The sequence below is a fragment of the Clostridium tarantellae genome, assembly GCF_009295725.1.
GTDB lineage: Bacteria > Bacillota > Clostridia > Clostridiales > Clostridiaceae > Sarcina > Sarcina tarantellae.
This window is the reverse complement of the sequence record NZ_WHJC01000481.1, coordinates 1-1570: the sequence shown is the minus strand read 5'-3', so window position 1 is coordinate 1570 and position 1570 is coordinate 1. Positions and strand designations below refer to the sequence as shown.

Here is a 1570-nt window from a genome sequence, read left to right as displayed (position 1 = left end):
AAATGATATATCTATAGATGAAAATTTAAATATAAACAATAGTAATTTTGTTAAAATAGCTAAATTATTAAATGATTCAGCAATAATAAATATAAATAAAATTAATATTAGTCATGGATTAGAAAAAAATAATTTAATAAGATATAAAAAAAATAAAGGTATAGATAAAGAGTATTTAATAAAGTTTAAATGTGAAGATATACCTTTTAATATTAAGAATGTTTCAATTCAGCACAAAGATATAATTACCTATAAAGTTAATAATTTAAATTTGAAATTAAAAATAAATATAGATGAAAATAGTGAAATAGAATATAACTTTACTGAAACTATATTAATATATACAGATTATGGAATTTATAAGCTACAATTCACTATTAGATGTGAAAATGAAGATATAGTAAATATGCCTTTTAAAACATTAAATGATTATATTAATCTTTATAGAGAGAATAGAGATAGAGCTTATAAGTTATTTATAGATGAAAGTTTTGCGAAATATTTAAATCAACTAGAAAATAAAATTGCTTGGATAAAATATAATGAAGCATTAAATTTAAGTAAGAGTTTGAATAAAGAGTCAAATGAAGATAAGTTTAATTTATTTTTAAAGTTAAATGGAATCTATAATGAATATGGTGAAATTAGTAATTATGATTCTAGTATGGGAGAAAATGAGAAGTTTAATGTGCAAGAAACATCAAAAGATACTATAAATGAAGTTAAGGAAAATAAAGCTAGGACATTAATAAATAATGTTAATAGCGAGAATGAAAATAATAATTATGAAGATTTTATAAGAATGTCAGGAATCAATATTGATGATTTTAATATAGGTAAATATAAAGAAACTAATATACAAGAAACACGAAAAGATAATATATGTGAAGGTAAAACAAATAAAAATAATGAAGAAGTTTTTCTTAAATCAATCAATAGTGATAATAAAAATATTAATGACACTGATTTTAGAGGAGAAAGAAATAATGGATTCAATACAAAAGAAAAATCAAACAATAATATAGATGAAATATCTGAAATAATGAAAGGGTATAGGAATGTTAATCCTATATCAGAAGAAAAAGAGTTAATAGAAATAGCAGATAAAAAAGATTTAAAAAAATCCAAAAGTATATTTAAAAAATTAGTAGAAACAATTACATTTTGGAAATAGGAGGTGATATATATGGAGTTTATAAATTTAGTTAATATATTAAAAGATGATTATGAAAGCAAAATTAATATGAAAGTTTTTATAAGAATAAAAGAAAAATCAATAGAACTTTTAAATAATTGTTTTGAAAAAAACTTTTCTATTCCTAAAGAATTTATAAATGAGCTTATTAATGCAACAGAAAATAGGTATACTATACCATCTGAAGTATATTTATTAGTAGCATTAGATTTGAAAAATAATGAATATGGCTTGGATAATATAACTAGATTAATTATATTTAAAAAGGTTGAAAAATATTTATTTGATGAAATTCATTTTAATATAAATAATAAGATTTTAGAGTTCATTTCTAATGCTATATTAGAAGCAGGTTCGATAAAAAAACTTATAAAT

The 1570-nt window shown here is 19.6% G+C and carries 1 protein-coding gene and 1 pseudogene; both read left to right on the top strand.

Features of this window, described 5'->3' with window-relative positions:
• A pseudogene (locus GBZ86_RS17455) lies at positions 1 to 1174 on the top strand (hypothetical protein); the annotation flags it as partial.
• Between the two features lie 12 nt (positions 1175 to 1186).
• On the top strand, positions 1187 to 1570 hold a 384-nt coding region (locus tag GBZ86_RS15775; protein ID WP_152892236.1), incomplete at its 3' end, for a hypothetical protein.